Annotated in this window: 19 protein-coding genes; 16 read left to right on the top strand and 3 right to left on the bottom strand. The window is 58.1% G+C overall.

From position 1 onward, the window contains the following. The first annotated feature begins 10 nt into the window (after positions 1 to 10). The 16 genes from CSC74_RS12365 to CSC74_RS12290 all read left to right on the top strand — a co-directional run bounded on the left by CSC74_RS12365 (position 11) and on the right by CSC74_RS12290 (position 23,382). Positions 11 to 409, top strand: a complete 399-nt coding sequence (locus CSC74_RS12365) for a DUF4398 domain-containing protein (protein WP_162314790.1) — start codon at positions 11 to 13, stop codon at positions 407 to 409. Continuing rightward, the gene (locus CSC74_RS12360) at positions 406 to 1,281 is read left to right on the top strand and encodes an OmpA family protein (RefSeq protein WP_162314789.1); all 876 of its coding nucleotides are present in this window, start codon (positions 406 to 408) and stop codon (positions 1,279 to 1,281) included. Before CSC74_RS12365 ends, CSC74_RS12360 begins: the two co-directional genes overlap by 4 nt. A 352-nt stretch (positions 1,282 to 1,633) precedes the next feature. Continuing rightward, a complete protein-coding gene (locus tag CSC74_RS12355) occupies positions 1,634 to 1,852 on the top strand; it encodes an HP1242/YdcH family protein (RefSeq protein WP_162314788.1) in 219 nt (72 codons plus the stop codon). Positions 1,853 to 2,038: 186 nt separating this feature from the next. Next, complete coding sequence (locus CSC74_RS12350) at positions 2,039 to 3,409, top strand: pyridoxal-phosphate dependent enzyme (protein ID WP_162314787.1); 1,371 nt, start codon at positions 2,039 to 2,041, stop codon at positions 3,407 to 3,409. A 58-nt stretch (positions 3,410 to 3,467) separates the two neighbouring features. Beyond that, on the top strand, positions 3,468 to 4,655 hold the full coding sequence (locus CSC74_RS12345; RefSeq protein ID WP_162314786.1) for a cystathionine gamma-synthase: 1,188 nt from the start codon (positions 3,468 to 3,470) through the stop codon (positions 4,653 to 4,655). A 91-nt stretch (positions 4,656 to 4,746) separates the two neighbouring features. Beyond that, positions 4,747 to 5,535: an ABC transporter permease gene (locus CSC74_RS12340; RefSeq protein WP_162314785.1), complete on the top strand. Its 789-nt coding sequence runs from the start codon at positions 4,747 to 4,749 to the stop codon at positions 5,533 to 5,535. 6 nt (positions 5,536 to 5,541) lie between these two features. Beyond that, the gene (locus CSC74_RS12335) at positions 5,542 to 6,681 is read left to right on the top strand and encodes an ABC transporter ATP-binding protein (protein ID WP_162314784.1); all 1,140 of its coding nucleotides are present in this window, start codon (positions 5,542 to 5,544) and stop codon (positions 6,679 to 6,681) included. A 41-nt stretch (positions 6,682 to 6,722) separates the two neighbouring features. Further along, complete coding sequence (locus CSC74_RS12330) at positions 6,723 to 8,105, top strand: class I SAM-dependent methyltransferase (RefSeq protein ID WP_162314783.1); 1,383 nt, start codon at positions 6,723 to 6,725, stop codon at positions 8,103 to 8,105. 92 nt (positions 8,106 to 8,197) lie between these two features. Then, positions 8,198 to 11,182: a CDP-glycerol glycerophosphotransferase family protein gene (locus CSC74_RS12325; protein ID WP_162314782.1), complete on the top strand. Its 2,985-nt coding sequence runs from the start codon at positions 8,198 to 8,200 to the stop codon at positions 11,180 to 11,182. Further along, positions 11,179 to 11,568 (top strand): glycerol-3-phosphate cytidylyltransferase, encoded by a 390-nt coding sequence (gene tagD / locus CSC74_RS12320; protein ID WP_162314781.1) that lies wholly within the window; start codon positions 11,179 to 11,181, stop codon positions 11,566 to 11,568. Before CSC74_RS12325 ends, tagD begins: the two co-directional genes overlap by 4 nt. Positions 11,569 to 11,665: 97 nt before the next feature. After that, a complete protein-coding gene (locus tag CSC74_RS12315) occupies positions 11,666 to 13,549 on the top strand; it encodes a sulfotransferase (RefSeq protein WP_162314780.1) in 1,884 nt (627 codons plus the stop codon). Between the two features lie 254 nt (positions 13,550 to 13,803). Further along, the gene (locus CSC74_RS12310) at positions 13,804 to 16,467 is read left to right on the top strand and encodes a glycosyltransferase (protein ID WP_162314779.1); all 2,664 of its coding nucleotides are present in this window, start codon (positions 13,804 to 13,806) and stop codon (positions 16,465 to 16,467) included. Between the two features lie 192 nt (positions 16,468 to 16,659). After that, positions 16,660 to 18,606: a hypothetical protein gene (locus CSC74_RS12305; RefSeq protein ID WP_162314778.1), complete on the top strand. Its 1,947-nt coding sequence runs from the start codon at positions 16,660 to 16,662 to the stop codon at positions 18,604 to 18,606. A 135-nt stretch (positions 18,607 to 18,741) separates the two neighbouring features. Then, complete coding sequence (locus tag CSC74_RS12300) at positions 18,742 to 21,501, top strand: glycosyltransferase family 2 protein (protein WP_246193229.1); 2,760 nt, start codon at positions 18,742 to 18,744, stop codon at positions 21,499 to 21,501. A 181-nt stretch (positions 21,502 to 21,682) separates the two neighbouring features. Then, positions 21,683 to 22,597 carry an NAD-dependent epimerase/dehydratase family protein gene (locus tag CSC74_RS12295; RefSeq protein ID WP_162314776.1) on the top strand — a complete coding sequence of 305 codons (915 nt, stop codon included), beginning with the start codon at positions 21,683 to 21,685 and terminating at the stop codon, positions 22,595 to 22,597. A gap of 86 nt (positions 22,598 to 22,683) precedes the next feature. Next, positions 22,684 to 23,382 carry a class I SAM-dependent methyltransferase gene (locus tag CSC74_RS12290; protein ID WP_162314775.1) on the top strand — a complete coding sequence of 233 codons (699 nt, stop codon included), beginning with the start codon at positions 22,684 to 22,686 and terminating at the stop codon, positions 23,380 to 23,382. 4 nt (positions 23,383 to 23,386) lie between these two features. On the opposite strand, the gene CSC74_RS12285 is transcribed toward CSC74_RS12290, so the two are convergent. Genes CSC74_RS12285 through CSC74_RS12275 form a run of 3 tightly spaced genes read right to left on the bottom strand, consistent with a single transcriptional unit; the run spans position 23,387 to position 26,306 of the window. Next, entirely contained in the window at positions 23,387 to 24,877 is a 1,491-nt protein-coding gene (locus CSC74_RS12285; RefSeq protein WP_162314774.1) for a hypothetical protein, read from the bottom strand. Between the two features lie 24 nt (positions 24,878 to 24,901). Next, positions 24,902 to 25,333: a GtrA family protein gene (locus CSC74_RS12280; RefSeq protein WP_162314773.1), complete on the bottom strand. Its 432-nt coding sequence runs from the start codon at positions 25,331 to 25,333 to the stop codon at positions 24,902 to 24,904. After that, entirely contained in the window at positions 25,326 to 26,306 is a 981-nt protein-coding gene (locus tag CSC74_RS12275) for a glycosyltransferase (RefSeq protein WP_162314772.1), read from the bottom strand. The genes CSC74_RS12280 and CSC74_RS12275 overlap by 8 nt, the downstream gene beginning before the upstream one ends. Positions 26,307 to 26,317 lie beyond the last annotated feature (11 nt).

Raw genomic sequence — 26,317 nt, 5'->3', positions numbered from 1 at the left:
CGGCACTCCTATGCATCGTAGCTTCGCACAATTCCGCCGATTCCTGTGTGTGACGGTTGGCGCTTTCGCCCTGCTGGCCGCGTTCGCCGCACCGTCGCATGCCCAGGTCGCGCTTGCCCCGGAACTCGCCGCCGCGCAACAGGCGGTCGATCGCGCCGGCCAGGCCGATGCGGACCAGTACGCGCCCGAGCTGCTGGCTTCGGCGCGCGCGGCACTGGAACAGGCGCAGGCCGCGGCAGCCAGCCGTCGCGAACGCAAGCTCGCGCCCGGGCTCGCCCTGCGCGCTACGGTCGATGCCGACCTGGCCCGCGCACGCAGCGAGGAAGCCGTGGCCAATGCCCGGCTGCAGCAGCGCCGTCAGGAAATCGATGAACTCCAACGCACCCTTGGCGAAGGAGAGGCAGGATGAAAACGAAGTCGATGGCATTCGCCTTGTTGCTGGCCGCATTGCCGGCGCTGGCCGCCGAACGCCCCGAGGTGATGGCACTGAACCAGCGCCTGGCCGCGTTGCAATCGAACCCGCAACTGGTCGAGTTCGCCGCCTACGAAAGGCTGCAGGCGCAGCAGGCCGTGGCCGTGCTGGCCAAGGCGCGCGGCAAGCAGCGCGAAAGCGCCCTGTATATCGCCGATCGCCGGGTCGAGATCGCCGAAACCGCGGCCCGCACCGAGTCGGCGCAACGCGAGGCCGATCGCCTGGACCGCACCCGCAGCGAACTGCTGATCCAGGCCAGCCGCCGCGATGCGGCGCGCGCGCGCCAGGAAGCCGAACGCCTGCGCGTGCAGGCCCAGATCCAGGCCGAGGAGGCCGAGCGCCTGCGCCAGGCCACCGAGGCCGAGTCGCTGGCCCGCCAGGACGCGGAGGACATGCTGGCCTCGGTAGCCGGGCAGCAGACCGCCAAGCTCAGCGCCGCGCGCCAGAAGGAAGCGCAACTGGCCCGTCAGGAAGCCGAGCTGATGTCCGGGGCCAAGCTGCCGGCATCGAGGTTCGACACCCGCGGGGAGGTATTCACCCTGGGCGCCACCGCCTTCAACGCCGGCCAGGCCGGCCTGTCGGCCGCGGGCGCCTCCAGCATTACCGCGCTGGCGGCCTACCTGCAGGCCAATCCCAAGGCCAAGGCCAGGATCGAAGGTTTCGGCGACAAGCAGACCCCGGGCCAGCGCCGCGCCGACAGCGTGCGCAATGCTTTGCAGGAGGCCGGCGTGACCAGGGCGCGGCTGCAGTCGACGGGCAAGGGCGAGGGTAGCCGTAGCCGCGCCGTGGACGTGATCATCGCGCAGTAGAAAATTAAATAAATACAGTAAGTTACACGACTGCGCCTGGCTTCCAGGTGGTCTTCGAGGCCGGTTGGGGCGGCCGGCTTCCCCAAGCCAATCAAGCACTTGTGAGGACGCTTGCCGGGGTCGATTGCAAAGAGTAGGGTCGTATACCCAGGCGACCTCCGTCGCCTGGCTCACCGGAGGATCGAGCCGATGACGCCGACCCACAACCCAGAGGAAACCGCTCCCGGCCAAAAGGCCAGTGCGGGTGATTTTGGGGAATGTGCCCGCCACCGCCCGATATTCCGCTCCCAAGCCAACGCCCCGTGCCCGCAAAGGCCGGGGCGTTCGTATTTCCGCTGAAGGAGGTAACGTCATGTTCGAAGGACAACCGCAAACCGAAATCGAAGCACTGATCAAGGCCGATCCGGAATTCAAGCAGCTGTACCAGCGCCACCGCGAATTGAACAAGAAAGTCACCGACGCCGAACTCGGCGTGCTGCCCATCGACGACACCACCCTGGGCCAGATGAAGCGCGAGAAACTCGCGGCGAAAGAACGACTTATACGAATCTACGACGCCAAACCCCACTGACGTCCCCCGCGTTCCATTGTCGCGGGCGGCGACCTCCTCCTCGTCGGCGGTCGCCGTCCGCGTCACTCGGACGTGTCGCTCAAATCGGCAAGCCCGCTCCGGCGGGCTTCGCTTTGCCGGGAGCCCGGGGCCCCGGGATGCGATAATCGCGGTCTTCTTCGAGCCGAACGCGAGCGCACTTCCTGCATGGCCATCCATTCTTCTGTCCTGGAACTCATCGGCGAGACCCCGATCGTCAAAGCCCGGCGCCTGGATGCCGGCATCTGCGAGCTGTACCTGAAACTGGAAAGCTCCAACCCCGGCGGTTCGATCAAGGACCGCATCGGCATGTCGATGATCGAAGCCGCCGAGCAGCGCGGCGAGCTGAAGCCGGGCGCGACCCTGGTCGAAGGCACCGCCGGCAATACCGGCATCGGCCTGGCCCTGGTGGCCCAGCAGAAGGGCTACAAGCTGGTGCTGGTGGTCCCGGACAAGATGAGCCGGGAAAAGATCTTCAACCTCAAGGCGATGGGCGCCGAAGTCGTGCTGACCCGTTCGGACGTGGCCAAGGGCCATCCGGAGTACTACCAGGACCTGGCCGCGCGCATCGCCAGCGAGACCCCGGGCGCGTTCTTCGTCAACCAGTTCGGCAATCCCGACAATCCGGCCGCGCACGAATTCGGCACCGGCCCGGAAATCCTGCGGCAGATGGACGGGCAACTGGATGCCATCGTCTTCGGCTGCGGCAGTTCCGGAACCATGACCGGCCTGTCGCGCGCCTTCGCCGAACATGCGCCGGACGTGGAGCTGATCCTGGCCGACCCGGTCGGTTCCATCCTCACCGAATACATCAACGAAGGCACGCTCAGCGAAAAATCCGGCAGCTGGATGGTGGAAGGCATCGGCGAGGACTTCCTGCCGCAGATCTCCGACTTCACCCGGGTGAAGAAGGCGTACGCGATCAGCGACAAGGAAAGCTTCCTGACCGCGCGCGAATTGCTGGCCAAGGAGGGCATCCTCGGCGGTTCCTCCACCGGCACCCTGCTCGCGGCGGCGCTCAAGTACTGCAAGGAACAGACCACGCCGAAGAAGGTGCTGGTGTTCGTCTGCGACACCGGCAACAAGTACCTGTCGAAGATGTACAACGACTACTGGATGCTGGACAACGGCTTCATCGAACGCGCCCAGCATGGCGACCTGCGCGACCTGATCCTGCGCCCCTACAGCCAGAAGGACACGGTGGTGGTCAGCCCGACCGACCTGCTGACCACCGCCTACCAGCGCATGAAGCTTTACGACGTCTCGCAGCTGCCGGTGATGCAGGGCGAGAAGCTGGTCGGCATCGTCGACGAGAGCGACGTGCTGCTGCATGTCTACGGCGACGAGGACCGTTTCCGCGATCCGGTGTCCACCGCCATGGTCAGCAAGCTGGACCGGCTGGACGTGAAGTCGCCGATCGAGGCGTTGCTGCCGGTGTTCGATCGCGGCCAGGTCGCCATCGTCACCGACGGCGATGCCTTCCTCGGCCTGATCACCCGCATCGATCTGCTGAATTACCTGCGCCGGAGGGTGCAGTGAGCGCGAACAGGCCATTCAGGCTGAACTGGTAAAATCCGCCCCCATTTTGGAATCCTCCATGTCGAATACCTCTGCAAATGTCGACCCGGCCGAATCCGGGTTCGCACTCGGAACACTGGCGATACACGGCGGGCAATCGCCGGACCCCAGCACCGGGGCGGTGATGCCGCCGATCTACGCCACTTCCACCTACGCCCAGAGCAGTCCGGGTGTGCATCAGGGCTTCGAGTATTCGCGCACCCACAATCCCACGCGTTTCGCCTACGAGCGCTGCGTGGCGGCACTGGAAGGCGGTAGCCGCGGTTACGCCTTCGCCTCCGGCATGGCGGCCAGCTCGACCTTGCTGGAACTGCTGGACAGCGGCAGCCATGTCATCGCCATGGACGATATCTATGGCGGCACCTATCGTCTGTTCGAACGCGTGCGCAGGCGCAGCGCCGGCCTGGACTTCAGTTTCGTCGACCTGACCGACCCGGCTGCTTTCGAAGCGGCGATCCGCCCCAGTACGAAAATGGTGTGGATAGAAACGCCTACCAACCCGATGCTCAAGATCGTCGACATCGAGGCGGTCTGCGCCATCGCCCGCAAGCATGGCTTGCGGGTCGTGGTCGACAACACCTTCGCCTCGCCCATCCTGCAGCGCCCGCTGCGGCTGGGCGCCGATATCGTCGTGCATTCGGCCACCAAGTACCTCAACGGCCATTCCGACATGGTCGGAGGCATGGTCGTGGTCGGCGACGACAACGAACTGGCCGAGCAACTGGCGTTCCTGCAAAATTCGATCGGCGCGGTGCAGGGACCGTTCGACAGCTTCCTGGCGTTGCGCGGACTGAAGACGCTCGACCTGCGGATGAAGGCGCATTGCAGCAATGCGATGGCACTGGCCGAGTACCTGGTCGCGCACCCGGCGATCGAGAAAGTCATCTACCCGGGCCTTGAGTCGCACCCGCAGCACGCGCTGGCCGGGCGCCAGATGCAGGGGTACGGCGGCATCATTTCGATCGTGCTCAAGGGCGGTTTCGAGTCCGCGAGAACACTTTGCGAAAAGACCCATCTGTTCACCCTGGCTGAATCGCTGGGAGGAGTGGAAAGCCTGGTCAACCACCCGGCGGTGATGACCCATGCGTCGATCCCGCCCGAGCGCCGCCAAGCGCTGGGGATCACCGATGGCCTGGTCCGCCTGAGCGTGGGCGTGGAAGCGGTCTCCGATCTCCGTGACGACCTTGTGGAAGCCTTGGCAGGATGATTGCCGATGCGGCCACCTTTGCTTCACCGCGCCCTTCTTGCAGGCTGAGTCGCGCCAGTCGGTCGCTGGCCCTCCGATCGCGGAGTGGTGGATGAGTAATCTGTTTCGGGATCTGTCCGCAAGCATCCGCAACCCCGAGTTCTGGGCTTTGTCGGGCTGGCTGGACATCGTGGTCCGCTACCGGCAATCGCGACTGGGGATCTTCTGGCTGATGGCGCCGGCCATCATCTATGTCTGGGGGATGGGCAGCTTTTTCGCCAGCATGCAGAACCAGAGCATCGTCGCGTTCGCCGCGCACATGGCGCTCGGCTACACCCTGTTCCGTCTGGTCAGCAGCGTGGTCATCGAATCCACCTCGGCTTTCACCGCGGCAGGATCTTTCATCATGGACGGGCATGTCCGCCTGACCGATTTCGTACTGCGTGTTCTGGCCAAGGCGTTGTTCTATTTCGTAGCCTCCATCCCGGTCGTCGTGATAGCACTGGCCTTGTATCCAGGGGTCAGGTGGGAAGGATTGGTGTTCGCCCTGCTCTCGTTCCCCTTGGTGCTGGCCAATACCTTGTGGGTGGGAGTCCTGTTTGCCGTCATCGGCGCGCGCTTCCAGGACTTGAGCCAGTTCATCGGCAACATCTTCATGTTCGCCTTCCTGTTGACGCCCATCGTCTGGAAGGCGGATTCGATGCCCGTGGACAGCATCCGCGGTACCGTTGCGCGCTTCAATCCCCTGTACCACATGGTTGAAGTGGTGCGCGCGCCCATATTGGGCGAACCACTCGAACCACTGACTCTCTACTACCTGGCGATCATGGCGTTGGCGGGCTGGGTGCTGGCTGCATTGGTGTACCGCCGTTATGCGCGTTTCGTGCCTATCTGGATTTGAACGACGATGAGCAGCGCACATATCAAACTGGATCGGGTCAGGCTGGCCGTCCCTCTATATGTCCAACGCGAGCGCCGCGCCAGGAACTGGAGGTCGATGTTTCTCGGTGCGGCGTTGGACCCGCCCAAGCGCGTCGACGTCGAACTGCTGAGCGGCATCGATCTGGAGGCCAACGAAGGCGATCGCATTGCCATACTTGGGCGTAACGGCGCCGGGAAATCGACGCTCTTGCGCGTGATCAACGGCGTCTACCAGCCCACTTCGGGAAAGGTGACCATCAATGGCAGTTGCCAGGCATTGCTCAACATGTCGCTCGGGTTCAATGCCGAAGCGACCGTGCGTGAAAACATATTCCTGCGCGGCACCGCCATGCGCTTGAAGGCTTCGAGCCTGCGCGACCATATCGAACCGATCCTGCATTTCGCCGGCTTGCAGGAAAAATCCAGCCACCGCCTGCGCACGCTTTCCGCGGGGCAGAAAATGCGGCTCGGGTTCGCCATTTCCACCTCCGTGCAACACGACATCATATTGATGGACGAATGGGTCGGCGCTGGCGATTCGGATTTCATGGCCAAGGCCAAGGCGCGGATGCAGAGTCGGGTGGGCGGCAGCAAGATCGTGATCCTTGCCAGCCACAGCGTCGGTTTGCTGCGCGACATATGCAACAAGGGCATCGTGCTGGAGCAGGGCAGGATCATACATGCGGGCGACATCGCATCTTCGCTGCAGCGCTACCACAGCCTGATGGCCTCCGTGCGCGCGCACGATGGGGACGCCACCGAAGCGGATCAGCATGTCTATGGTTGTGCGGAAACCATCGTGTTCGATGGCGGCGTCATCCGCATCCGCGGGTGGATGACCAGTACCGACGGTCATGCCCCGAAAGGACTGGCGCTGGAAATCGGTGGCATCCGTTACCGGCCGAATGAGCTGGTGCGGGTCGACAGGCAGGACGTGATGCGGCATTTCGGGTTGTCCGAACCGCGTTGTGGATTCACAGCGAGTTTCCCGAGCCCCGACAACATCGATTCATTGCAGGCACTGGGCGACGGGCTGAGGGTGTTGGGAGGGTCCACGTCGGAAACCGCCAACGTGGCGTTACGCCTGGCCCCAGCGATTTCCACTGCATTGCACACAGAAGCCTGAAACGTCGCACCTTCCATTCCCCATCGAATCCAGACTAGCGCATGGCCCAATATCAATCCTTTCCCGACGCAGACGGCGATTCACGGACGCTGGATAAGCTGAAGGCCCTGAAACTTCCGGATCTTGCCGGCTTGACGTTCCTGGATGTCGGCTGCAACGAAGGCTTCTTTTGCGGCTTCGCCAAGTTCCAGGGCGCGCAACGCGTGGTCGGCATCGATCAGTCCAGGGGTTTCATCGACCGAGCGCGCCGTCGTTTTCCGGATTGCGAGTTCTATCAGCAGAACTGGGACAGCCTGCCGGAAGGCCAGTTCGACGTGATCCTGTTGGCGTCGGCATTGCACTATGCCGACGACCAGGCCGCACTGGTGGGCCGACTGGTCGAGCGCCTGTCCCCGGATGGCGTGCTGGTGCTCGAGCTGGGTATCGTGTCGAAGAAGGAAAGCGAATGGGTGAAGGTCGAACGTGGCATCGACCAACGTTATTTCCCGACCATGGCCAAGCTGACCGAAGTGCTTGCTCCATTCGCCTGGAAATGGATGGGCCCCAGCGTTTCTCAAAGCGGCGATCCTATTGCCCGCCACGTCCTCCATATTTCGCGTCGTCGTCCGATAGCCTACTTGCTGCTACAGCCCCCTGGCTATGGAAAGAGCAGCATATCGACGCGGCTTTTCGTGCCTGCCGGGGTGCCCGTAATTTCGGGCGACCAACAGATAAGCCTGGTTGCCCAAGGAAAAAAATCGGTGTCACAAGCATTGCATGAGGTGATCAATCGCGATTACTCGCCATTCCACCTGGACCAAACCTTGCAGCGCGTGTTCGACCAGGGCGCGGGTTCCGAGTTGATCGGCTTGTGTATCGAGGAAGCGGGCAGCGCTCGTGATCTGGCGCTGGACATGTATGTGCCAGTGGAGCATCACGCAACCGTCGAAAAAGCGTTCTCGGAAAAGGCATATCTGCCTGTGCTGATGCTTTGGGACAGGGTGGGGCCCTCGCCGACCTCCGAGCAAGTACAAGAGGAACGTGCGCGAGCCTACTACCTTGCCATGCCGGCGCCGAGCATGGCTACCCGCACAGGTAAATCTGGCTTTTCAGGCATAGTCGGCTTCGTCGACGATGTCCGCTTGAAGGGCGGCAACCTGTTGGTGAGGGGGTGGGCAGTGGATGAGAATGGGCAATTGCCCGCACAGCTGAATGTGCGTATCCGGGGACAGGTTTTCCCGGCCGAGTCCCTGCAGGCCCTGGAGCGTCCGGATGTACAGCATCATCTGAAGAGCGCCAATGCGCATGTGGGTTTCCGCATCCTGTTGAAAATCCCCGCACTGACCGGTTACCAGGACATCGCGGGTGATTTCGAAGTGGTGACCACCACAGGGAAAAAATTGCGGTTGACGCGCAAGGTCGCCGAAACCTTGGCAATGAAATGAACGGGTAAGCGGATCGCGGTGAGTCCTAAAGTAATGTATCGATCCTACTGGGTAGCATGAACATGTCGGCATTGGGGAAAACAAGGAGTTTCATGGCGCGGCTCCTCGGCGCCGGTCCCGTTGCGCAGGCGAACCGTGAAGTGCTGGCGTTGCGTCAGTCGGGATTATTCGACGAGGCGGGTTATCTGCGCCGATATCCGGACGTAGCGGCCGGGGGAGTGGATCCGGTACTGCACTACGTGCTGGATGGCGCGAGGGAAAACCGCAACCCTTGTGACTTTTTCGATACGGCTTACTACCTGGAGAAAAATCCGGATGTAGCGCATGCGCACGTCAATCCATTCCTCCATTATTGCCAGTTTGGCTTCAAGGAAGACCGCAGTCCAAGCGCGGATTTTGATGCGCCGTGGTATGCGCGTACTCACCTGGAAGAGGGCGACGCCGAAATCAATCCCCTGCGGCATTACCTAGAGGTCGGACGAGCAGCTGGCTTGGAGATCAGGCGCGTACCCGATCCGGTACGAGACACCTTGCTCCTCTCGGGCACTTTCGACCGGGACTATTACCTGCGGCAGTATCCGGATGTGCTGGCCAGCGGACTCGAGCCCATCGACCACTATCTGAAATACGGGGCGAAGGAGCGCAGGAACCCGAACGCCATGTTCGACGCCCTCTACTACCTGGCCAAGAACCCGGACGTCTCGTCGAGCCGCATGAATCCGCTTTACCATTTCTGCGAACATGGCTGGAAGCAGTTGCGCAACCCAAGCGCCGACTTCGATGTATGGTGGTACTGGACCACCCATCTGGATCCAGCATCGGAGGAAATCAATCCTCTGGCGCATTATCTCGCCGTCGGCCGCCTGTTGGAACTGGATACATGCCCTCCGCGTCCACCTTCGCAGTTCGCGGGCAGCGGTTACCGGCATGCGGATGGCGCTCATATCAAGCGTATCTGCCTATTCGCCGGTTACGATCCCGATGGATTGATCGACGATTACGTGGTCGATTACCTGCGCGAACTCAGTCAGTACGCGGATATCTATTACCTGGCCGACTGCGAGATCCCGCTGGAGCAACTTGCCAGGATAGATGGCTATACCAAGGGCGCCTGGGGCGAACGTCATGGGAACTACGATTTCGGTTCCTATTCACGCCTGGCCAGCGAGTTGGTGGGTTGGGAAACGATAGAACAGTACGACGAACTGATCCTGGCCAACGACAGTTGCTATCTGTTGCGCGACCTACATCATGTTTTCGCGAGAATGGATGCCAAGGCCTGCGACTGGTGGGGCATGCAGGCGACCAAGGGCATGGCTGCCACGCGCCGCGATCCCAAGAACCAGTTCCCGCGGCCCATCCCCATGGACGCAGTGCGCAGGTCGATGCTGGAAGGCTTCGAGGGCGACTACCGCTACGACTTCCATGTCGGCTCCTATTTCGTCGCCTATCGGCGCCCGGTCATCGCAGACGGCCAATTCCGCAAGTTGCTGGATACGGTTACCGCCCAGGAATCCAAACGCAACGTCATACTGAAGTATGAGGCCGGGTTCACCCGTTACCTCATCGCAGCGGGTTACGTCTTCGACACCTTCATTGACAGTCTTTATCCCTTCCACCCCATCTACACCAGCTGGTATTTCCGCTTGCTGGAAGAAGGCTTCCCGTTTCTCAAGCGCTATTTGCTGGCGGAAAACCACTATCAAGTGCCGCGCCTGGGCGCATGGATGGAAAACGGTTTGAAGAGCTTCCCGCAAGCCAACGTGGATACCATCAGGCAGAACCTACGACGAGTGACCGATCCGGACAAGCTGGAGCAGAATCTGGGCATCGGCACCTCCCACCTGCATGACGATGGCGAAGTGCCGGCTGCCCTGCTGAGCGACCAGGAATTCATCGCGGCGGATCAGGCCACGCCCAAGTACAGCCACTGGTGGGTTTTCCCTGTCTGCGCCTTCACGGGCGTGTTCTCCGGAAACGAACGTGCTCTGTTCGAAGAGGTCAAGAACGACCCCACCATCAAGAAGATCGTGTTGACCCGGGATGGCCCGGTAAGCGTTGACGGCGTGGATGTGGAGATCGCAGCCCTGCTGAGTCCGCAGGGCCAGTATTATCTATTGCGCGCAGGCAATATTTTCATCAAACATAGCGCCGCGCGCAATCTGGTGTATCCAGTGGCCAGCGAGCTGCACAATCTGATCAACCTGTGGCACGGGATCCCGTTCAAGCGCATCGGCTACGCCTCGCTCGACAGTCAGCAGAATCGCCTGGCTATGGCGCGCGACCATGCCAAGTACCGTGCAGTAATCAGTTCCTCGCAAGTCGACACCCTGGCCATGGCCGCCGCATTCCACCCATTGTCCTATACAGACATCTGGAACACCGGACTTCCGCGCAACGATTTCATCCTGCGGAATTTCGAGCAGTTGCCGGAGGATCTGCGTCACGAAGGCGCCGCCCTGTACGACCTTGTCGCCGGAAGGAAATTGGTGCTGTTCATGCCGACTTTCCGCAATGCGCAGGCCGATGCATATTTCCGGTTTAGTGAAGCGCAGATCGACTGGATAGAGGAATGGCTGCAGCGCAACAACGCTGTGCTGGGGATTCGCGAGCACATGGCCGACAGCGCACGCACCTATGGCACCCAGTTCGCGCGCATCGGCGCTCTGGACCTGTCGGATGCGAATTTTCCCAATGTGGAAATCCTTTACCGCTATTCCTCCGCGCTGATCACCGACTATTCCAGCTGCTTCATCGACTACATGCTGACTGAAAAGCCGTCCATCAGTTTCGCGTACGACTACGACAGCTATGCCAGCATCGAGCGTGGCGCCTTCTACGACCTCGATTTCGCTTTTCCTGGGCCGGTCTGCAAAATTTTTAGCGAGCTTCAGGCAGCACTGGAAGTCGTATTCGACGAGCCGTCAGCACTGGACCTCGCCTCGCGGCAATGGAAGCGAAAACTATTCTTCGACCATGTCGATGATCGTAATTCGGCACGAGTGATGGCTCGGGTCAAACAATTGGCCGATTCGTCGGATCTTGGCCAGAACCTATTGGGACGGGAGCGGGCATGAGGACGGTCATCACTTATGGAACTTTCGATATCCTGCATGTCGGTCACATCAATCTGTTGAAGCGCGCACGCGCGCTGGGCGACAGGCTGGTGGTGGGCTTATCGTCGGATGAGTTCAACCAGGGGAAGCACAAATCCTCACTGCTCAATTTCGAGAACCGGAGAGTGGTGCTGGAATCCATCCGCTACGTGGACGAGGTATTCGCTGAAAACACGTGGGAGCAAAAGGCCGAGGATATTCGCAAGTACCAGGCAGGAATATTCGTGATGGGCGATGACTGGGCGGGTAAATTCGATTTCCTGATGGATCTATGCAAGGTGGTGTATCTGCCGCGCACATCGGAAATATCGACGACGGAGATCAAGCAGTCGTTGGGCAATGTCTAGGAATAACCATGGTAATTACACATGTCGACGGGTTGCGACCGCAGATGCATGCTTATGCAAATGACCGTTCCCGCGAACTGCGCTTGAGGAAAACACCGTGCAATTGATCGTGTTAGGCATGCATCGTTCCGGAACGTCGGTCTTGGCCCGGCTGCTCAACCTCATGGGTGCCTACTTCGGGCCAGAAGGAATCAGTACCGGTGCCAACGATGAAAACCCGAAGGGATTCTGGGAAAGACGTGACGTGAGGATGTTGAATGATTCCGTTCTTCATGCACTAGGCTGTGATTGGAACCGTGTGCTGAAATTCGATGCAGAGAATTTACCGGAAGCCATTGTCGCGGATTTTACTAGGCGCGCGTCCAAGCTGGTTCTCGAAATGGATGCGCATCGCCCGTGGTTACTGAAGGAGCCAAGGCTGTGCCTGCTGCTGCCGCTGTGGCGCAAGGTATTGGAAGTTCCGGTTTGCGTGCAAATATTCCGCAATCCGATCGAGGTTGCCGCCAGCCTGCATACGCGCAACGAAATGCCGATTGATGCAGGTCTTGCGCTTTGGGAACACTATGTCAGGTCGGCCAGGAACGCCTCAACTGGCCTGCCGAACGTAGTTGTGCTTCATCGGCAGCTGATGCAAGAGCCAATGGCGGTCGCAAGACAGCTGCTGAGGCAGCTCGAGTCCGTAGGAGTTGGCGGCATGCGCTTGCCTTCTGATCGCGAAATATCCGCGTTTGTCCGTGACGATCTCTACAGGGAGCGGGAGTCGCGCCAAGACTTATTTGCTTATACAAAAGCGCCGCAGATGGACATCTTCAGGCATTTGATGGCTGCCGGGAACGCACCGGCCAAGATCGATGCGGGCCCAACACCGGCTGGTAGAAAAGCGCTGGCAAAGTATGAGTCAGGGTTGCCGCCATTGAAACCAAAATCAAGTGGAAGCATCGAGTCGCGATCCGAGTTGGTACTTCGCGGACAACTATCGCTCCGAGAACAAGAGGCGAAGCTTGTGAGGGAGATGTCCATGAGGCTCGATTCGGAGCTCAAGCAGCGGGATAGCCAGCTCGCCTTCATGGAGACGGAATTCAGAGTTGCGCGCGAGTCCGCGGCTAAGCTGGATGCAGACCTCAAGCAGGCGAGAGAAAGACTTTCGGGCAAGGACCAGGAGCTTCGGACAGTCACGCAGCTGGCAGAAAGCCGCGCCTCCGATCTCGAGGCATACAAGGGCAAGATTTCGATTTACGAAAATGAATCCCGCGCGGCAGTTGAAGAGCATGCACGGTTGACGGACGAGCTGAGACTGATGGACGCAGCCAAGACCGCCGCTGAGGCTAGCGTTTCCGAGCGCTTCCGGGAAATCGAACAACTGACCATGGTGCTGATAAACAGGGAGCAGGAGTTGGAGCGGGTCGATGGAGAAAGGCGTGGCGCGTCGGAAAAGCTGAGGCGTCAGCTCTCCGCGACCAACGACCAGATCACAAAATTGAAGGGTCAGTTGCTTGAAACGAGCAAGCAGACAGCCAAGATAATGCGCCATTTGGCTGTGGAAGAAGCAGAAAAATTACAGCTCAAATCACTGGTTTCAGAAAAGGTAGTCGAGCTCAAGCAATGCGAGGATCGCCTGGCTGAAATTACCGGAAGCATATTCTGGAGAATAATGAAGCCATTGCGTGCAGCAAAGCGCCTCTTCAGCTCAGGGGGGCAACCCGTATCGAGTGATCTCAATACGATAAGAGGGTCGGGTTGGTTCGATGCCGATTGGTATCTGAAGCGCAACCAGGACGTCGCTAGAAGCGGCATCGATCCGGCGGAGCATTATTTGAACCATGGGGCTGCCGAAGGAAGGGATCCAGGCCCGGAATTCGACGCCAAGTTCTACTTGGCTACTTACGCGGACGTGGCTGCATCAAAGATCAATCCGTTGCTTCACTACATGCATCACGGCAAAGCTGAGGGCCGTTCAGTAAGGGCGAATGGCGCGAAGTAAGAACGCTATCTAGCCAGTAATGGTTTATGTCATCAGGCCAATCTCTTAGCGCTAGAAATCGCACAACAGAAAACACACATGAAGCATTGTCATGGTTGTTTTTAGATTGAACCGTCATCCTGCAGAAAGGAACCGATCAAGATGGGAATGATATGCGCAATATGTCAAGGATCACCACGAAGCCGTGACGATGCACGGGTTTCCTAGTTATGAATAAGTATAGTTCCCAGATCGCGAGAATAGTGGAGTGCGGCTTGTTTGATGCCGTGTGGTATGTCAACAAGTATCCGGATGTCGCCTCGCTGTCGATTGAACCTGCGGAGCATTATCTTCGCTACGGCGCGCGGTTGCTCCGCGATCCGGGCCCTAATTTCAGCACCAGGAGATATCTGTCAGAAAATAGCGGGGTAGATTTTGCGACATCCAATCCGCTACTGCACTATCTTGAATCGTCGTCCAGAAATGGGGCGCTGCCGCAACCTGCGCCGGCTTTGGTCGGTTCAACAAAGATTGGCTATTTCGACAGGTTCAGCGAATCGATGATTTCTGGCTGGGCCATCGATCCTGCACGCCCTGGGCAGGCGGTCGAGTTGGAGATAAAGATCGATGAAGAGCCGCTTTGCAGGATAAAAACCGGCCTGCCGCGGGCTGATGTCAGTGCTGCTGGGCTGGATGGTTCGGTGGCCGGGTTCTCGCTGTCTTTCCCGCCGGGACTTTTCCCTGACGGAACAAAGATTGATGTCACGTTCTTGACGGACGCCGTATCTTTGCGGAGAAGTCCTCGTATAGCGAATGCGGCCGTACAAATTTCTCCTGGCGGGCATGGTCGCTTTATGGATGCAGTCCGGCAAAAATATGTCAGACCCATCACAATAATTGTTCCTATATTCAATGCGCACGAGGCCGTGGCAGAGTGCCTGCCCGCTGCGATTGAGTGCCTGGGCGAGAAAGTTGAGTTGTTGCTCATTGACGACGCCAGTACAGAACAGGAAATCGGGAACCTTCTGAATCACTATGGCGACTTCCCTTATGTCCATGTATACAGGAACGAAACCAATCTTGGCTACACACGTACAGTGAACCGTGGATTGTCACTGTGCGAAGGCAGGGATGTCGTACTGCTGAACAGCGACACGGTGGTAACAGGGCATTGGTTGAGTAGTCTCAGATACTGCGCCTACGCATTTGGAAAAGTGGCGACTGTCACTGCCCTCTCGAACAATGCTGGCGCCTTCTCGGCTCCCGAGCCCACCGGAGCGGACTGGTTACCTGACGCAGCTGAACGCCAATCATGCGCGCACGCAATCGTGCAAGCGGGGGCGGGGCGGGAGATAGCCGTTCCAACTGGGAACGGATTTTGTTTATATATCCGTAGGGATGCTCTGGAAGAGATTGGTGTATTCGACGAGATAAAGTTTCCACGCGGCTATGGGGAGGAAAATGAGTTCTGTATGCGCGGCCAGAGAAAAGGCTGGCGACATCTGGTCAGCGACAAAGCATATGTTTTCCACAAGCGGTCCCAGAGCTTTCTTGGAGAAAAAGCAGAGTTGATTGCGCAGGCATCCAGGGCGCTAAATTCTGAATTTCCCGAGTACAAGAGGCTTGTGGCCCGTTTCAATGATCTGGAGTTCTGCATGATCAGGAAGCGCGCCAAGGCTGCTATCTATCGGGCGGAGCAAGGTGCGAGGCGCAAGAGAATTCTCTATGTGATCTCGACACAAACTGGCGGCACGCCGCAAACAAACATGGATTTGATGCGGGAGATAAGTTCAAGTCACGATTGTCTATTGTTGTGCTGCGATACGGTTACCGTAAAGCTCTTCAGGTTGGTCGACGACAAGCTTCTGGAGATCGAGACGCAACATATGCATAGTCAGATTGACCCGCTGAGGCATACATCTAGCCAGTATGACAACTATGTCGCTGACCTGTTATACCGGCACTCGATAGATATTCTGCATATCCGGCATATTGCTTGGCATAGCCTGGGATTGATCGAGGCTGCCAAAGAGCTTTCGGTGCCGATTGTCTACTCGATACATGATTTCTACACGGCATGTCCGACCGTTAAGCTCCTCGACCAAGATGCAAAGTTTTGTGGCGGTGTATGTACGGCTGGCAAGGGGGAATGCCGTGTGGAGTTATGGCGCCAAGAGGAGATCCCGAACCTGAAGCACAGATTCATCGAACGGTGGCGGGAATTGCAGTCCTCGCATTTCGACGCAGTGGGTGCTTTCGTCACCACGTCAGCATTCGTCGCGGATCTGTTCGTCAACATATTCCCGTCCGTATCGCGCGACAAGTTCTATGTGATTCCACACGGAAGAGACTTCCCGAGATTCATATCCGCCAAGGTGCCGTCACGTCAGATCGAGAAGCTTCGTGTCGTTGTCCTCGGAAACATCGGCGCTGCCAAAGGATCGAGCCTGCTAAGGGCGATGTCGGGAAAGGATAGGGAAGGAATCCTGGAACTACATTTCTTGGGGAATATGGCGGCTGAGCTCACAGGGATCGGAATTCACCATGGAAAATACAGCCGAGAGAACGTTGTCCAGAAGATAGAGGAAATTGATCCGCATGTGGGGGTGATATTTTCCATCTGGCCCGAAACGTTCTGTCATACGCTTACCGAGCTTTGGGCCAGCGGCATACCAGTGCTGGGGATGGACATCGGAGCGGTTGGCGAACGAATAGCCGCGTCTGGCGCTGGCTGGTTGATTGCCCATGATGCGAGCGCGGACGAGGCCTTGGGGAAACTCATGGAAATACGTGGCGATCTTCCGGCGTACGAACAGGCTGTGGCAGCGGTTAATGCGTGGCAGCAGACAGAGGGCGTGTCGAACAGTTGTGCCATGATGGCCGAGCGCTATTTGCACGTATATAAAAGTGTTTCCAACAGCGGCTGCGCGGCAAATTAAGGCGGCGTGGTTTTAGTAGCCCTCGTCCAGAACTAGTTCCTTGGAGGAACAATGTCAATTGTAACGCCAGCCAACTTGACACGTGCAGCGCGCTGGACCGGTTGCGCAGCGCTTTGCTTGCTTGCCGCGCTACTGTTGTGCAGTGGCGTTTTCTATTTCGGCGGGCACAGAGTTGATGAGTCGGAAGTAGTGATGAATGCGGTCGCGATCGCCGCCGGAAGCTGGACGCCAGAGTGGGCAGGTTATGGGCATCTAGCCATGTACTTGCCAGCGATAGCTATTGCCATGGCAGCATCATTCCTACAATTGAGTGGCATGTCATCGAGCTACTCAGAGGGAATCTATCTTCTCTTTCAGAGTGATGCCGCATATAGGATCACTCGTTTTCTGTACACGCTCGCTGATGTTGCAACAGCATTCGTGTTCGCGAAGCTCATCGTAAAAGTGACGGGCCAGAGGCTAGTGGCTTTATGCTTCTTGGCGTACTTCATGATATCCCCGGACACATGGTTGTATGCCAACTATATCCGTACGGATACGCTGGTCTCGTTCTTTGTTGCGATTGCGATTTATGCGCTGGCCACTGATCGTACCAAGGTCACGCCATATATGGTCGGCATGGCGATCGGCGCGGCGGTCGCTTGCAAGTATTCCGCCATGGCTTATATCGCATTGATCGTTGTGCTCCTTATCGATGATCCGGCACGACCACGGAGTTGGAAAGAGAGGGGCTCCATGGTGGTCATTGCCGGCGTTGTTACCATTGCTGCGGCTTTTCTGCTGCAGCCGAGGTTCAATTTCATGGGGGTGATATCGAATGCGGGCATCCATCTGTCGGGTTCGAATTTCACCGAAGAATCTATTCCCATCGGTGAAAGGCTGGCAAGGCTCTGGAAACTCGCGACAACGGTTGAGCCCTTGGCTTGGATATTTCTGCTGACCATGTGGCTTTCGGTTCTTAGGTTTCAGCGCAGCTCGGCGCTATTGATCGCCGTTCTTGTGGGGATTGTTCCCTTCGCACTGTCCAACTATCCGCGCGAATATTGGTTGATCCCTTTTGCCGACGCGGCGCGCGCGGCAGGCTGGTTGGGTGTTGCCTGTCTCGCCGAGGTCTTGCGCCGACGTGTCGGGAACAGTAGGCAGAGATGGGTGCTTGTTGCGTTAGCGGCATGCACGGTGATTATCGTTGGCTTGCGCATGCATGCATGGCGTGAAGTGAGATCCGATCCGCTACAGCAAATGAATAGCCAAATGGCAGAACGATGGCTGTACCTTAATGCCGCCAATCGGGTTCCAATCATATATTCCTATGAGAAGAACTACGTGTTGCCACGTGCATACTCGTTCGCAAATTATGAGGAAGCGGCGATGCTTTCCCGCATATTCATTTTCAATCGTCAGAAGTTCGAGTCATTGCACAGACTCTTTGGCCGCCGTCTGTATACGAAAGATTATTCCAAGTTCAGCCAGTCAACCATGCCGGCACCGCTGTTGTTGAGTGTTGGCTCCGGGACGGCCGCGCGCCTTGGAAAGAGCCTTCGTTTATGCGCCGGGAAGCATTGTTATGCTCCGAAAATAACGGCTTGTGACGAAAGGTTGAAAGGCGTGATGGGCGAATGCGTTGTTTATCGTTGGGACATGGATCATCCGGAGTTGCGGTCCGACCTGTCCACGATGAGTATCAGATTTGGCGATAAGGTATCGGCGTTCTCACTTTGTTGGTATAGCTGCGCAACCGTCGATGCATGGCGGATAGTCAGGAGAAATTTGGAGGGAGAGGTCGGTCTGCTGGAACTGAGCGACCTTCTATTCGCATCAGAGAAGATGATGCCGCTCGATAAGATCGCGCAATCGCACTCGAGTGCTGCAGGCGATATGATAGTCACCAGTCCTACCGCGTATGTGCCTTGGTTGAAGAAGAATGGCCTGTATGCTGAATCGGAAAGCGCTCATAAAGAATTGGCGCGGGCACTGGGTGCCGAGCTTATCCAACGATTCGAGACCGGTTCCGGCCCGGTAATCGAGCTCTACAAGAGATCCGAGAACACCTCACCGATGGTCGCTCCAGCTGAGGCTCCAGTCGAAGGAGAAGGCATCTTGAAGTCGGGGAAGCCGGTTTCTAGCAAGCCGGCTGGATGAGTAGGCGTATTCTTCCGATGCCGGTATGGCACTCGCTTTCTGCAGCCGTCCTGATGGGAGCCTCTAGCAAGCGTTCCGCAAAGCTCGATTGCATAGATGGTTCCCAAGTGAATCATGGATGCATCAGTGCCCAACATGAAGAATGAGCGTATGCATCGAGTCCGAATAGGTCTTGGGGAATGCCCTGCCGGCTGGTACTTGGTCGAAGGTGTCGGCTTCGAACCATCTGAACGGATGCAGCTAGTCGTCGAATCCACGACGTCTGAACCGCACGTCAAGTTGCCGCTTGCCTCCGTGGATCGAAAGGGACGGCTTAGGTCTACGATCGTGCTTACCCACAACGCTCGTCATGTCGGTCTGGCATCCAACGCCACTCGCCTGTCCGGGGAGTTATGGCTACGACCCATCGGTCGCACCGAGGCCGTGTTCCGGATGTTGGCTGGACTGCGAACGGAAAAGGGTGCGATCCATTGGAGAATGATGCTTCGTACACTCCTTGACGCTGCAGCCACTGCCACGGGCGGAATCCGTCGCGCCGCCGGGCTTGTCGTCGCGCGCTATTTCTTCCATCTTCGTGCCGAACCCGGAAAGAAAGGCTCAAGCGCCGACGCAAGGCTGCGCCCCGGCCCTTGGCCGATTGCCATCCCCATGCAATTACAGCCTCTTATGCATCTCGAGCCGACAGTGGATACGGACGGGCTGGAGGCATGGGAGGCAACAGGCGAAGACCCCAGCTTCCGATTCGAGGATCATGGCGCAGCGATGCCGCTGAAGGCGGGCTGGTATCGATTGCATGTCCGGATCATGGCGGAAAGCGGGAATATCGTCGCACCAGCCCTGTACCCGGATCTTGGACAAGGGTATGTCGATGAAGAGTTGATCCGCCTGCCGGATCCAGGGCCTTCGGGAGAGATCGATGCACTGATCTTGTTGAAACAGGATGCAAGCGCCCTGAGATTCGATCCGACGGTCAGGCTAGCGCGCTTCAGGGTCGCCGAATTCGACCTTGCGAGAATCGGTCGTGTATCGGCAATGATCCATATGCTTTTGGGCTTGCGGCATGGAGATGGGCGTCTGGATGCAGGGAGGATGATCCTTGCGGTAGTCGGTTTCGTCCGGACTGCAGTCGCGCATGGAATTTCCACGGCCGCCTCGGATCTGTTCGCCATGCAGCCTAGCCCACAGGTACATGGGGGTAGCTACGCGGACTGGGTTCGTCGATACGACACGTTCGGCGCGCTGGAACTCGAACGCCTCAGGCAGCGTGCGCGTAGGATAGAGCACGGTCCGTTGATATCTTTGATCCTGCCCGTCTATCAGACGCCGGAAATATGGCTACGCCGCTGCTTGGACAGTGTGCAGCAGCAGGCTTACCACCACTGGGAGTTGTGCGTTGCCGATGACGCATCGCCGGATCCGCGGGTCCGCGAAGTGCTGGAGGAGTATGCCGCACGCGATGCGCGCATCAAGCTGGTTTTTCGATCGCTCAATGGCCATATCGCCGAGGCTTCCAATAGTGCGCTGGAATTGGCAGCGGGCGAATTCATCGGACTGCTGGACCACGATGATGAATTGCGGCCTCACGCCCTGCTGGAAATGGCCGAAGCCATCTCCGCTCGCGGAAACGTGGGATTGCTTTATTCGGATGAGGATAAGATTGACGCGGAGGGCCGTCGTTTCGCTCCCTATTTCAAACCGGACTGGAATCCGGACCTGCTGCTTTCGCAGAACTACATCTGCCATTTCACCGTTATCCGCACGGATCTCGCACGCGACGTGGGCGGGTTCCGCAAGGGTTTCGAGGGGAGCCAGGACCATGATCTGATCCTGCGATGCACCGAACGTCTGTCTTCCGCACAGATCCACCATATCGCCAAGATCTTGTACCACTGGCGTGCGATAGAGGGCTCGACCGCCTTGGGCCGTTCCGCCAAAGATTACGCCGCGGCTGCGGGTGCGCGTGCTGTTTACGGCCATCTCCAGCGCATCGGCACTACCGCCACCGTGGATGAGCTACCGCACGGACATTTCCGGGTGCGTTGGCCGCTGCCATCCGTGCAAAAAAAGGTCAGCATCATAATTCCGACCCGGGATCGGCTCGAACTGCTGAAGGCGTGCGTGGAAAGCGTACTGGCGAAGACCGATTATCCGGATTACGAGGTCGTTGTGGTCGACAATCGGTCCGTCGAAACCGAGACGCTGTCGTATCTGGAGGATATCCAGAGACGCGCGAACGTGACGGTGTTGCGCTACGACGAACCGTTCAACTATTCGGCTATCAATAACTGGGCAGTTTCCCGGTGCGCGGGCGAACTCATATGCCTTTTGAACAACGACATAGAGGTGGTTGACGGAGGCTGGTTGCATGAAATGGCTGGCCATGCTCTGCGCCCGGAGATCGGCGCAGTGGGCAGCATGCTGTACTACCCGGACCTCACCATCCAGCACGCCGGCGTGATTCTTGGCATTGGCGGTGTCGCCAACCATGCTTATGTGCACCAGCCTGCGGGTTACCCGGGCCACGGTGCTCGCGCCCTTGTGGCGCAGAATCTTTCAGCTGTGACTGGAGCTTGCCTGGTTGTGCGCCGCGACGCCTACTTGGGCGTTGGGGGTCTGAATGAACAGCTCGAGGTCGCTTTCAACGATGTCGATTTCTGCCTACGCCTGCGCACCGCCGGCTATCGGAATGTTTGGACGCCGTTTTCGGCGTTGATCCACCATGAATCGGCGTCCCGGGGTAACGATGACTCGCCGGAGAAGCGGGCAAGATTCATCGGAGAAGTCGATTATATGCTCAAGCGGTGGGGCGAAGAAATCCAGCACGACCTGGCCTATAATCCGAACCTGTCCTTGCAGAGCGTGAACTCGGAACTTGCATTCCCGCCGAGGTCGTGAGGCAGGCCTTCACCCACCTTGCCAGGATGCGTGGTCCGACGTAGATCTGTTAAAACAAACCCCGACCACCCGTGAATGGATCAGAAGAATAGGCGCTATCTCCGCGGATCGGCCGGCAAAATCCGCCGGGATTGCGCCAGCCCTGCCACGGAATGAGCTAAACCACCTAAAGGATTGAAGCGTGAATGTAGTGATTGTCGGCGGGGCAGGTTTTATAGGGTGCTCGCTGGTCAAGCAGTTACGCAGCCATGGCTTAAAACTCCGCGTTCTGGATTCTGCGCGCAGGTTGGAAAGGGCCGGTGATCTGCTCGGCGACGTTGAGCAGCATGTCTTCGATTTTTCTGTCGATACTGGCGCCGACCGGTTCATGGAAGGAGCTCAGGCGCTCGTGCACCTCGGTTGCAGCACCACCCCGGCCAAATCCATGGGGAACATGGTGCACGACGCGAATTCCAACATTGGTCCGAGCCTGAAGCTGTTTGATGCGGCGATGACATCGGGAATCAAGCGCGTCGTCTTCGCTTCCAGCGGAGGTACCGTCTATGGAGTGCCCGAAAGGTTGCCGATCGAGGAGTCGCACCCCACCCATCCGCTCAGCGCCTACGGTGTGTCGAAACTGTCGATCGAGAATTATCTGAGGCTGTATCCGGCTTTGAATGGAATCAGCCTTCGTATCGCCAATCCCTATGGTCCTTATCAATTGAATGGTTCGGCGGTAGGCGTCATCGCGCGATATGTCGATGCCGTGAGCCGTGGGCAACCCATCGAAGTCTGGGGGGACGGAAGCGTTATCCGAGATTACATCGCCATTCAAGACCTGGTTGAAGCGATGTACGTCGCGATCACCACTTCGGAACTGGGCGGCGGAGCCTACAACTTAGGTTCGGGGCACCCCACTTCCGTGAACGAGATAATCCAGGGGATATTCGAGGTCGCGGCGCGCGAGGTTCCAGTGCGCTATTCCCCGGCGAGGACGTTCGACGTGCCTACCGTGGTGCTCAGCAACAGGCTTTTCTCCGAGAAAACGCTCTGGAAGCCAAAAATAACCTTGCGCCAGGGTATCTCTGCCTTATGGGAAGCGGCGAATGGTCCTTAAGCGACCCGGCGTCTCGCTTAAGGTTATGGTACGCAATCTGTCGCTCGTGTCGTGAATCTCGTGTCTTTAAAATTGAGAGAAGAACCGTGAAAAAAACCGACGATCCCGAATTCGACCGATACGCGCATACATACAAGGAACTGCACAAGCAAAGCGTACAGGCGAGCGGGGAAGAACCCGAATACTTCGCTGCCTACAAGGCCGCCTACATGGCCGGCGCTTTGGGCCATCTCAGCAAGTCGCGTTTGGATATCCTGGATTTCGGCTGTGGCGTGGGCGGTTCCACGCCGCATCTGCGGGTCTTCTTCCCCGGTGCCGAAATTACGGGGATGGACGTTTCGGGTGAAAGCATTGCGCTCGCAAGGGCCGCAAACCCGGAAACCAGCTATAAAGCGATCACCGACGATGTGCTCGATCTACCCGACGACAGCGTGGATGTCGCCATGGCCGCATGCGTTTACCATCACATCCCACCGGAACAGCGCCTGCGATGGACGCTGGAATTGCAGCGCGTGCTCAAGCCGGGTGGCCATTTTTTCCTGTTCGAGCACAATCCGTTCAATCCGTTGACTCGAAAAGTCGTCAACGAATGCCCCTTTGACGAAGATGCGATCCTGCTGAAGAGCGGGGAAAGCGCGAAGTTGTTGGCCGATGCAGGGTTCAAGCAGACGAAGATCAGCTACATCGTTTTCTTTCCCAAGGCGATGGCCGGCTTCAGGCCGCTCGAGTCTTACCTGTCATGGCTTCCTCTGGGCGCCCAGTACGTAGCGCATGGCGTCGCCTGAGACGTTAGGAATTTCCAAGCCAGAGAAGAATGGCTGCGCCAAACGTTAGCGCGATGGCAAAAGCGACCTGTAGGTAGAAGAGCGCCTTTTCCTCGCTAGCTTCCAGGATCATGGCCGGGGGTCCGGGCGTCTTGTGAACTCGCTGCAAAGCCGTGGTCATGACGAACGCGGCCGACAGGGCGCAGAGCGGGGCGAAAACCGTCCAGTACCTTCCGCCGCTGATGTGCACGAACGGTTGCGCCAGCATGGCGACCGTGAAGAGTTTCAACAACAGGCTTTCGAGCTGCTTTTCCACCGACCGTCTTTTCACGACGAACCAGCTTATCGCCATCATCAGCAAGAACAAGTAGTAAGGATAGCGGGTGCCTGCATCGATGAACTTCTCGTATAAGGGCTTTTCGGCCGCATAGGCCTTGCTCTTTTCCGAAGACAGGAAGTGCTTGACGAAGGCGGAAGGGAAGAATGCGTACCTCCGGATGTTCGTCAGGACCTTGGCCGAGTAGGATCGGGCCGTAACGTGCCGCATGGCATATCGCGACATGCTTTTCTGCACTGTGATTTCATCCTCGCCCCGCATGGCCGCTATCTGCTTGGAATAGCGGACCGAATTGAACCAGATGTTGCCCTTGCCGCAGGATCCAAAGCATAGTTGGTTCGGATTCCCGAACGCCACGGCCATTGAAATGGGCACGGTGGTTGTCGTGACGACGCGGGATTTCAGGAATGCCGAAGCCGTTATCGACCAGGGCAGAAGCAGGGCTACGAAGGCTATGGCGCCCATCGCGAGCGCCTTGACGCCCTGGATCCGCGAGCTTCCTTTTGCCAGCATCATCAAGCCAGCGCCGAGGAAGGCGAACAACAAGGGGATGAGAGGCAACACGCTGGATCTGAGGTAAAGACACGAGATCGCCAGTACGCCAAGTTTGGCGCCGTCCCATAGACGTATTTGCTGCTGTTCGCGGAAATTCCGCAGTAATGCCAAGGAATGGCAAAGCAGCACAACCAGCAAAAGTCCTGCGTACAGATCGCCCCAGGCCGTAAAGGAGAACAATACCCATATGGGCGCCACCGACGGAAATGCGAGCAACGCCAACGCATATGCCGGCCCCAGGTTTTTGTAGGCCGATCGAAGAGCCCACAGCAATGCACCCAGGCTCAGTAATCCCATATAGATGCGCACCGCCAGGATGCTGGGATCGGACACGACCAGATAAAGCGGGGTCAACAACACCGCCATTCCAGGCATGAACCATCCATTCCCTACGACGCTGCGCCCTATCTGCGACGCGTCGGGTGGCGACAGGCTCAGCAGGTCCCGGACCAAATTGGACAGCGCCATCGCAGCGTCGCTATAGGCGTTCTCGTCCCCCGTAAGCTTCAGGTCGATGATGTGGCCGCCCAGCCAAAACTTCATCGAAACGTGGAGCAGAAGCAAGGCCATGAACACAACGGAGAGCCGCGTTTTCCCAGCAGGCACTTCAAAAAATGAGTTCATGGGTATTCCATTTGAATCAGACGATCAGGAAATGCGAGATCCGGGTTCTTTCCGTGAAGAGCGAAAAACCCAAAGGTTCATCGCAAGGAACGACAGGAGTGGAATCAAGAGCATGGTGATGGCGATGCCAATGCGGTAGTCCATCCCCAATGCCGATACCAGGAGATCCATTACCGCAATGGATACGAGAATGTTGAAGCCGTGCACAAGCATAAAGCGTGGAGCCTGCCTGCGCTTGCTGCCTTCGGACCGAAAAGAAAAGCTCCTTTGCAGAAGGAAGCTCAACGGGATCGCAAGCGCATAACCTATCGCCGAGGAAACGACAGGCGACATGCGAAATGCATAGACCAGGGTCCATGTGAAAAGCGCATAGCTGAGCGAAGAGATCAGGCCGGCGATTCCGAACCGTACCAGCTTGGCCCAAGACGCGTGTCCCCTGAGGAGGGGGTCAAGCACCAATATCCCCGTCCGCCGCCGTTGCTGCGTGTGAATTGACGGTTTCTCGAATCACATATTGAGGCTGTTTATTGATGGTAAGCAGTATCCGGGCGATATATTCGCCGATCGCGCCGAGCGCGAGAAGTTGCAGGCTTCCCATGAGGAAAATGGTGATGATCAGCGAAGGCCAGCCGATCGCCATCGCCGGGTCCAGAAGTTTCTTTGCCAGTATCGCCACGGCCAGCAGCATAGCCAATGCGGAACCCACGATTCCAGCCACCGAAACGAGTCGCAACGGCGCAGCCGAGAAGCTTGTGGCCATCTTCAGCCACAGCGAGATCGACTTTCTCAGGCTGTAGCCCGAAGTGCCGGTACTCCGCGCATGATGCGTCGCGGAAATCGTCGTAATGCGGTTGGTCGCCTGCAGCAGGAGCCCGTCTAGATAGACGAAGGGACCGTCATACCTTGTCACCGCCGCCAGGATCGAGCGGCGCATCCCCCTGAAGGGCGAGAGGTAAAGGCCCTTCGGTTTGCCCAGCAGGGCTTGCGCCACCAAGCCATTGAACCAGCTTCCGAGTCGCTTCCAGGCCACGTGCTGCCTCGATTCGAATTCGACGTAGCAGAGGTCGTGGTTCGTACCCAGGCTTGAGATGATCCGCATTATGTCCTTGGGATCGTGCTGCAAGTCGTCATCCATGGTGACCACGAATTTACCGACCGCGACTTTGAGGCCGGCCATGATGGCGTTGTGCTGGCCGGAATTCTTCGCCAGGTTGATGCCGGTTAACCAAGGCCGTGACTTTGCATGGTCCTCTATGACGCGCCAGGAATCATCCGGTCCCGAATCATGGACCAGTATCAGCTCAAAGGCGTCGTACTTGCCCGCTTCACGGAAGGCATCTTCCATATCCTGAATCAGGCGCGGCAATATCGGCTCCGATCCATAGACCGGAATGACGACGGAGACTTCGATGTCAGCCAGAGGATCCATGTCAGGACGCC

It is taken from the genome of Pseudoxanthomonas yeongjuensis (genome assembly GCF_010093345.1).
GTDB classification, from domain to species: Bacteria; Pseudomonadota; Gammaproteobacteria; order Xanthomonadales; family Xanthomonadaceae; genus Pseudoxanthomonas_A; species Pseudoxanthomonas_A yeongjuensis.
This window is presented reverse-complemented; position numbering and strand designations above follow the sequence as displayed.

Coding starts and splice junctions, on each gene's coding strand:
- CSC74_RS12300 (WP_246193229.1), top strand. CDS start 18,742: ATGAAGAATGAGCGTATGCATCGAGTCCGAATAGGTCTTGGGGAATGC.
- CSC74_RS12285 (WP_162314774.1), bottom strand. CDS start 24,877: ATGAACTCATTTTTTGAAGTGCCTGCTGGGAAAACGCGGCTCTCCGTT.
- tagD (WP_162314781.1), top strand. CDS start 11,179: ATGAGGACGGTCATCACTTATGGAACTTTCGATATCCTGCATGTCGGT.
- CSC74_RS12355 (WP_162314788.1), top strand. CDS start 1,634: ATGTTCGAAGGACAACCGCAAACCGAAATCGAAGCACTGATCAAGGCC.
- CSC74_RS12335 (WP_162314784.1), top strand. CDS start 5,542: ATGAGCAGCGCACATATCAAACTGGATCGGGTCAGGCTGGCCGTCCCT.
- CSC74_RS12340 (WP_162314785.1), top strand. CDS start 4,747: ATGAGTAATCTGTTTCGGGATCTGTCCGCAAGCATCCGCAACCCCGAG.
- CSC74_RS12360 (WP_162314789.1), top strand. CDS start 406: ATGAAAACGAAGTCGATGGCATTCGCCTTGTTGCTGGCCGCATTGCCG.
- CSC74_RS12345 (WP_162314786.1), top strand. CDS start 3,468: ATGTCGAATACCTCTGCAAATGTCGACCCGGCCGAATCCGGGTTCGCA.
- CSC74_RS12275 (WP_162314772.1), bottom strand. CDS start 26,306: ATGGATCCTCTGGCTGACATCGAAGTCTCCGTCGTCATTCCGGTCTAT.
- CSC74_RS12330 (WP_162314783.1), top strand. CDS start 6,723: ATGGCCCAATATCAATCCTTTCCCGACGCAGACGGCGATTCACGGACG.
- CSC74_RS12325 (WP_162314782.1), top strand. CDS start 8,198: ATGGCGCGGCTCCTCGGCGCCGGTCCCGTTGCGCAGGCGAACCGTGAA.
- CSC74_RS12305 (WP_162314778.1), top strand. CDS start 16,660: ATGAATGCGGTCGCGATCGCCGCCGGAAGCTGGACGCCAGAGTGGGCA.
- CSC74_RS12350 (WP_162314787.1), top strand. CDS start 2,039: ATGGCCATCCATTCTTCTGTCCTGGAACTCATCGGCGAGACCCCGATC.
- CSC74_RS12365 (WP_162314790.1), top strand. CDS start 11: ATGCATCGTAGCTTCGCACAATTCCGCCGATTCCTGTGTGTGACGGTT.